This window comes from Streptococcus oralis, assembly GCF_019929345.1.
Lineage (GTDB): Bacteria > Bacillota > Bacilli > Lactobacillales > Streptococcaceae > Streptococcus.
Genome location: NZ_JAHZPJ010000016.1, coordinates 50,815 through 57,772, shown reverse-complemented (window position 1 = coordinate 57,772; position 6,958 = coordinate 50,815). Strand labels below are relative to the sequence as shown.

General features: G+C 40.3%; 7 protein-coding genes. 5 read left to right on the top strand and 2 right to left on the bottom strand.

Features of this window, described 5'->3' with window-relative positions; all coding sequences use genetic code 11:
* From K1I97_RS09565 to K1I97_RS09545, 5 genes are all read left to right on the top strand, one after another.
* Positions 1–1,823, top strand: a 1,823-nt coding sequence (locus tag K1I97_RS09565; RefSeq protein WP_369074958.1) for a DUF2971 domain-containing protein, incomplete at its 5' end; no start/stop codon positions are given.
* 155 nt (positions 1,824–1,978) lie between these two features.
* Positions 1,979–2,305 (top strand): PadR family transcriptional regulator, encoded by a 327-nt coding sequence (locus tag K1I97_RS09560; RefSeq protein WP_223331817.1) that lies wholly within the window; start codon positions 1,979–1,981, stop codon positions 2,303–2,305.
* Positions 2,292–2,885 (top strand): DUF1700 domain-containing protein, encoded by a 594-nt coding sequence (locus K1I97_RS09555; protein ID WP_223331816.1) that lies wholly within the window; start codon positions 2,292–2,294, stop codon positions 2,883–2,885. Before K1I97_RS09560 ends, K1I97_RS09555 begins: the two co-directional genes overlap by 14 nt.
* Positions 2,878–3,810 (top strand): DUF4097 family beta strand repeat-containing protein, encoded by a 933-nt coding sequence (locus K1I97_RS09550; RefSeq protein ID WP_223331815.1) that lies wholly within the window; start codon positions 2,878–2,880, stop codon positions 3,808–3,810. Before K1I97_RS09555 ends, K1I97_RS09550 begins: the two co-directional genes overlap by 8 nt.
* A 62-nt stretch (positions 3,811–3,872) precedes the next feature.
* The gene (locus K1I97_RS09545) at positions 3,873–4,835 is read left to right on the top strand and encodes a DUF6574 domain-containing protein (protein ID WP_223331814.1); all 963 of its coding nucleotides are present in this window, start codon (positions 3,873–3,875) and stop codon (positions 4,833–4,835) included.
* 62 nt (positions 4,836–4,897) lie between these two features.
* Here K1I97_RS09545 and K1I97_RS09540 read toward each other — a convergent pair whose 3' ends face one another.
* Together K1I97_RS09540 and trhO are read right to left on the bottom strand one after the other, a co-directional pair.
* Positions 4,898–5,758 carry a DUF4299 family protein gene (locus tag K1I97_RS09540; protein WP_223331813.1) on the bottom strand — a complete coding sequence of 287 codons (861 nt, stop codon included), beginning with the start codon at positions 5,756–5,758 and terminating at the stop codon, positions 4,898–4,900.
* 122 nt (positions 5,759–5,880) lie between these two features.
* Positions 5,881–6,867, bottom strand: a complete 987-nt coding sequence (gene trhO, locus K1I97_RS09535; protein ID WP_001030013.1) for an oxygen-dependent tRNA uridine(34) hydroxylase TrhO — start codon at positions 6,865–6,867, stop codon at positions 5,881–5,883.
* Between the last annotated feature and the right edge of the window lie 91 nt (positions 6,868–6,958).

The following is a 6,958-nucleotide window of genomic DNA, read 5'->3' as shown; positions in this document are numbered from 1 at the left end:
ATTCTGAAGACATTGCGTTACGATATGCTATGGCTTTAGTCAATTTGTCAGTTGAACAAGTAAATGTAGAAGAGAGAGAGAATACTGCTAATTCAGTCAAAGAAATTTTTGAGCAGTTTGAGCAGTCTGAAAATATTGCATTACGATATGCTATGGCTTTATACAATCTTTCAAACAGACAAAATGATGTCGAGGAGCGTAAAGAAACCATATCAAAAATAGAAACTTTAACCCTAAAGTTTCAACATTCTGAAGACATTGCTTTACAATATGCTATGGCTTTAGTCAATTTGTCAGCTAAACAAAGAAATGTAGAAGAGAGGGGAAGTACCACTAATTTAGTCAAAGAAATTTTTGAACGGTTTACGGATTCTGAAGACATTGCTTTACAATATGCTAGGGTTTTATTTAATCTAGCAAACCTTCAAAATGAAAGAGATGACGTAGGCGATACAGTTAAACAAATACTAGCTATTTTAACAAATCTCTCTAGCGTTGAAATATTTAAAATTGTAGTGGAAATATTAGAAAAAAATCCTGATACTCCATTAGATACAAATGATACTCCATCCTCTAGTCTAACAAAGATTTTAGATAAACTATGTTTTTATTCCAATGAAGATGTGGACAGAAAACTACTAATTCAGGCTTTAAATCTTAACCTTGTTATAAATACAAAATACGATATTTTAAAGGATTGGATAAAACACTATAAAGATGATGAGAATAAGCTCAATCAGTTAATAGATATCTACAGAATTGTTCAAGATATCAAGTATCAACTTGGCTTGAAAGCAAAAGATAAAAATTCGAATCTTAAATTTGGTCATTATACCAAAGGAAAAACTCTCCAAAATTTATTAAATCAGGATACAGGAAATACAGATGATACAAAGTTTTCCGTATCTGGAAAAACTCGTTTGTATAATGCCAATTATATGAACGACCCCGAAGAGGGTGTAGTTATCGAAGAAATATTAGAACCTAACAAAGATGGGAAAAGAACATCCTACTTCGAAAAGCGAAATATTTTAGATCCTAGTCCATGGTTTTTAATGAGCTTCACCAGTAAAACAGATGACTTGACTATGTGGTCCCAATACGGCGATGATGCACAGGGTGTTTGTCTGGTACTTAAGGAAGATGATTTCTCAAGATTTACTTCTTTCAATGATGTTTCATGGCGTCGAGAAACTACATCCCTAGAGTTCATTAATAAGATTGATTTGTCTATGTCGGAATTAAGCAGTGATTTAAAAGTCTCAGCAAACGAATCCAAGAAAAAGGAGTCAACTTTTTCTGCTAATGTTGAAGAGGCACAGCCTAAACCTGAAAAAAAAGATAAGGTAGCTAAAGGGAATATTGATTATCTCTATAGAATAGCCTATGTTAAAAATACAGGTGAAAACTTTGAACTAGAAAAAACAGAACTCTTTGATGGCAATGAAATCACAAAATTAAAAGAAGCTGTGAATAATTTAAAACAAAAATTGCATGAGAGAGTGAATGATAATGATGACTTTTATAAAGAAGCTATCTCCAGTTGTATCGAAGAAATTCGTTACTTGTTTAAATCTGTAGATTATAAATATGAAAACGAACTGCGTATCTTACGCTATGCTAATCTAGACCCAAGTAATGATAAAATCAAAATTGATAAAACTTCTGGGATAGGCAAACTTTATGTAGAACGTGAAAATTCAATCCAAATCGATGAAGTCATTTTCGGTCCTAAGTTTCCAAATCCCGAATACGTGACTCCTTTATTGAAACTTTTGGATAAGAAAATTAACTATAAGAAATCTACAATAAAATTTAGATAAAGGCTGAAAAAATCCTCTAAACTTCTAGTTTTTACTAGGAGTTTTTTATATATAAAATTTTTACACATATTTCTTGACAGGGCTTTCAACTTGAGATACAATATATTTGAAAAGAGTATATATAAAATTTTTATATAATATAAAGGAGGTTTCCCATGTACTTCCCAACATCCTCTGCCTTGATCGAGTTTCTCATCTTGGCTGTGCTGGAGCAGGGGGATTCTTATGGTTATGAGATTAGCCAAACCATTAAGCTCATCGCCAATATCAAAGAATCTACGCTCTATCCCATTCTCAAAAAATTGGAAGCCAGTGGCTTTCTGACCACCTACTCTAGAGAGTTTCAGGGGCGTATGCGCAAATACTACTCCTTGACCAATCAGGGCGTAGAGCAGCTCGTTACTCTAAAGGAAGAGTGGACGCTCTATACCGACACCGTCAACGGCATCATAGAAGGGAGTATCCGCCATGACAAGAACTGACTATCTGACTCAGTTAGAAACCTATCTCCATAAACTGCCTGAAGCTGACCGCATCGAAGCCATGGACTACTTTAAGGAACTATTTGACGATGCAGGTCCAGAGGGCGAAGAGGAACTCATCGCCAGTCTGGGAACTCCAAAAGAAGCAGCTCATGATGTCCTCTCTAACCTCCTCGACAAGAAAGTCAATGAGGCACCCGCTCAAAAGAATGATCGCCAACTCCTACACATTGCCCTCTTGGCCTTACTAGCAGCCCCTATCGGCATTCCTGTTGGAATTGCAATTATCTTAACCATTATCGGACTTTTTATCGCAGCGGCCGCTGTCATTCTAGCCTTCTTTACCGTCTCTGTGACGGGTATCCTGCTGGGCGGACTCTTTATCATAGAGAGCTTTAGTGTTCTGGTCGAAGCCAAATCTGCCTTTATTTTGATTTTCGGGGCTGGTTTGCTTGCTCTCGGTGCTTCTTCTCTTGTTCTATTAGGCATCTCCTATGTAGCTCGTTTCTTTGGGCTCCTGATCGTCCGCTTGGTGCAATGGATTCTTAAAAAAGGAAAGAGAGGTGACAGACATGCGTAAATTGACAAAAGGATTTCTCATCTTTGGTGTGATTTCTACAATCCTTGGTTTTATCATGATAGTTGCAGGTGCACAGTCCAATGGTATTCAAAGTTTGCTGGCCATGTCAAAAGACCCCGTCTATGACAATCGTATCGAAGAAGTGACCTTTGGAAGCGAAGTGGAAAAACTTGATTTAACTCTTGAGGAACACAGTCTGACTATCACAGAGTCTATAGATGACAAGATCCACATCACCTATCATCCATCAGTGTCTGGTCGTCACGATCTAACTACTGGTATGAGTGACAAAACACTGACCGTCACTGATAAACAATCCTCCCAACATCGTTTTCTCGGCTCAGGGATCGAAGGCCTACTTCGTATCGCCAGCAGTTATTCTCACCGTTTTGACGAAGTCGTTCTCTCCCTCCCTAAAGGAAGAACTCTGAAAGCTATTACCGTCTCAGCCAATCGTGGACAAACTAATATCCGTCAAGCCAAACTTGAAAATGCGACAATCAAAACAAAAGGCTACCACTTAAGAATAACAGAAAGCTCCATCAAGAACAGTACACTAACGACACCTAGTATTATCAATATTTTTGATGCCGAATTGACAGATAGCCAGGTCAAGACGGAGGGGGGACATATCTATGCTGAAAATATCCAGGTTCACGGCAAGGTTGAACTAGACTCTCACAATGACTTAACACTCTTTCTTTCTAAGACAGAATTCGATCGTATCAATCTAGATCTTTCTTCTCAGCATGGCGGTATTTATCGTAAAGCACAAAGAGAACACCCTAGACAAAAAGAGAATGAACTTGCCAACCCTTACAAGACAGACAAAGCAGATGTTAAGGATATGCTCATTATAAAAGCCAATCGGGATATCTACCTACCCAAGGAAGAAGAATACTCTGCTCCACCTAGAAATCATTGACAAAAACGCTTTCATCTGCTAGTCTAAAGATAGAAAACAACCATAAAAAAGGAGGTTCCACCATGACACAAGAATGGTTTGAAAGTGCCGATCTTGAGAAAAAATCACCTCAGACGAAATCGGAAAACCAGCCCAACGAGCCTGAGACTTCAGAAACTGTGGAGACCGAACTACAAGTAAATGAAGAAACTTCTGTCTCACCTAAAGAGCTGGAAACGCATGAGGAGGAAACTCCCGAAGTAATTGAGGAAGCCCAAACCGAGGAAGAGGAAGAAGGGAAAGCTGAAGAGGAACGCAGCCAAGAAGACTCTGTAAAAGAGAAAAGCATCCTCAGCAAGGCTTTAGAAAGCCCCTATATCCCAGATATTGACCCTCGTAAAACTGCCCGATTAAAAGAAGAAATCGCACTGCTTTGGACTTGGCTGCTGGATGCTATCCAAGAACCAACTGCTAGCAAGACTAGAGACCAAAAGCATCGTTACAGTGTCTTTGGCCTACTCACCTTGCTGTCGTCAATCAACCTTTTCTTTAGTATCTATCATATCAAGCACCTCTACTATGGCTATATGGCCTCTATTGCCAATAATCTACCTAACCAGCTCCCTCCTTTAGATCTCTTTGCTGGACTCTCTATCTTGGTCGCTAGCGCTCTATTTTACTTTTCCATCATTTTGGGAGGCTTTACTGTCCGACGTGTGCTGGATCAGGAGAACGACTTCACATTCCAAGAAGCCTTTGACCGTTATAGCAGACTCTTTGCTATCCCGCTTATCCTAACGGCTCTAGCAAGTTTCTTTGCACTCTTTGGTGGCTTACGATTTGCTGGTATCCTCACTCTTCTAAGCATGACCATCTTTGCCCTTGGCAATCTCTTTGTGATTAGCAAGCCAAGCAAGACCAGTAGCCTTGACCCATTTTATCGTTTCTTGCTAGCTGTCTTACTTGATGGTGCTATTCTCTTACCCTTCTTCATTGCAGAGCTCGCGCTGACAGTGGAATACCTTCGCATCCTGACCTTCTTTTAACCAAAATCCCTGCCATTTATTAATGACAGGGATTTTTATGCTTACTCTTTTTTGGACAATGTCTACTTGATGGTTGCCAATCCTTCAAAATCTTTTCCCAAAATGGCTTGTACCTCTAATTGATTAGCATCTAATTGCTGGTAAAATACTTCTGGTAGCGACTCTAGGAATCTTGCATAATCCAAGCGAGCGATGGCTTCATAGGCTTCTGCTTTTGAGCCATCACCAGAAATCGTCACTATGTCAATCTCCCAAACAAGTTCCTTGCCTGCTAGCTGCTCAGTATAGGATGCTGGTACAAAGGGTTCCTTTGGCAAAATTGTCTTGACTCCTTGGGCTAGGTGATAGATACCGTGCACCTTGCCTTGGGCGTCTGGGTAAAATTTCACACTGGCAAGATAGGCATCAGAACCTTGAACTTTCTTGACCAGCTCTTCAAAACGTGCCAATCCATCCTCAGTCAAAAAACTCTCGAGGTATTCCTTGTTGAGATAGATAGGGGACAAGAGACCTTGGCAGTATACCAGACGAGCCGTCTTATCCGCTAGATACTTCTGAACTGTTTGTCGGAAATAAGCTTCAAAGTCAAATCCTTCTAGCCCTTCTACCACTTGTCCCAACTTGCTCGATAGGGCCTGGAGGAGAGCCTCTACAATCTCCCAGTCCACTCTAGTAAGGAAATCTGGAATCACCACTTGATAGCCTTTTCGACTATCCGCATAGTTCACTTTGAAGAGAAATTGCGACTTACCAACAACCCCACACTCCATATATTCGAGACGATTGAGAGGTTGACGGAGATAGACTGCATCATAGCTATGTGACTCCAAGCCCTCCACCAAGGCCAAGATAGACTTGGCAGTCAAGATCTCCTGTTGTCCTAGAATGCTTTCTTTATTTGGGATAAAAAATGTTTTCGCCATAACTGGCCTCCTTTGAAATCGTTTACATATAGTATAACCTATTTTCCTGAAAGATACAGAAACAAATTTTAGATTTTTAGATAAAAAGCATAGAAAAACAGCCCCTGAGGAGCTGTTTGATGTTATACAGTAGCGACTTGATCCAAGCTTTCACCGATAGCTGCTAGGCGCTCAACAACTTCTGCTTGTGTCAATTCATTTTCTGAAACATAGCGGTTGCGTGGGTGAACACGACACTCGTGTGAGCATCCACGAAGGTACTTGTCTTCATTTTCTTCTGATGTTAGGATACGACGGTTACAGAAGGGATTGCCACAATTGACATAGCGTTCACATGGTGTTCCATCAAACCAGTCTTTCCCTACGATGGTAGGGTTGACATGGTTAACATCAACTGCGATACGCTCGTCAAAGACGTACATTTTCCCATCCCAAAGTTCACCTTGAACTTCTGGGTCTTTACCGTAAGTTGCGATTCCTCCGTGCAATTGGCCAACATCTTTGTAGCCTTCACGAACCATCCAGCCTGAGAATTTCTCACAGCGAACGCCACCTGTACAGTAAACCACAACACGCTTGTCCATGAATTTTTCCTTGTTGTCACGGACCCATTGTGGCAACTCACGGAAGTTGCGGATGTCTGGGCGAATAGCTCCACGGAAGTGTCCTAGGTCGTACTCATAATCGTTACGTGTGTCAAGGACAACGGTATCTTCGTCAAGAAGGGCTTCTTTGAACTCTTTTGGAGACAAGTAAGCACCTGTTGTTTCAAGTGGGTTGATGTCATTATCAAAGTCGTTGTCTTCCAAACCAAGGTGGACAATTTCTTTCTTGTAGCGAACAAACATCTTCTTGAAGGCTTGTTCATTTTCTTCGTCAATCTTGAACCAGAGGTCTTCCATACCTGGGAGGCTGTGAACGTAGTCCATGTATTTTTGAGTTGTTTCGTAGTCACCTGAAACAGTCCCGTTAATCCCCTCGTCAGCGACTAGGATACGGCCTTTGAGACCGATTGATTTACAGAAAGCCAAGTGATCTGCCGCAAATTGCTCTGCATTTTCAATTGGAGTATAGAGGTAGTAAAGTAAGACGCGAATATCTTTTGCCATAAGATTTGTTCTCTTTTCTATTCTTAAATTTTCAGAATTTTTCATTCAACTATACTAGTATACCCACTTGGGAAAACGAATGCAATTTATT

What these genes read in the sequence shown, in the direction of transcription:
- K1I97_RS09560 (WP_223331817.1), top strand. Translation starts at nt 1,979, where the DNA reads ATGTACTTCCCAACATCCTCTGCCTTGATCGAGTTTCTCATCTTGGCT.
- K1I97_RS09540 (WP_223331813.1), bottom strand. Translation starts at nt 5,758, where the DNA reads ATGGCGAAAACATTTTTTATCCCAAATAAAGAAAGCATTCTAGGACAA.
- K1I97_RS09555 (WP_223331816.1), top strand. Translation starts at nt 2,292, where the DNA reads ATGACAAGAACTGACTATCTGACTCAGTTAGAAACCTATCTCCATAAA.
- K1I97_RS09545 (WP_223331814.1), top strand. Translation starts at nt 3,873, where the DNA reads ATGACACAAGAATGGTTTGAAAGTGCCGATCTTGAGAAAAAATCACCT.
- K1I97_RS09550 (WP_223331815.1), top strand. Translation starts at nt 2,878, where the DNA reads ATGCGTAAATTGACAAAAGGATTTCTCATCTTTGGTGTGATTTCTACA.
- trhO (WP_001030013.1), bottom strand. Translation starts at nt 6,867, where the DNA reads ATGGCAAAAGATATTCGCGTCTTACTTTACTACCTCTATACTCCAATT.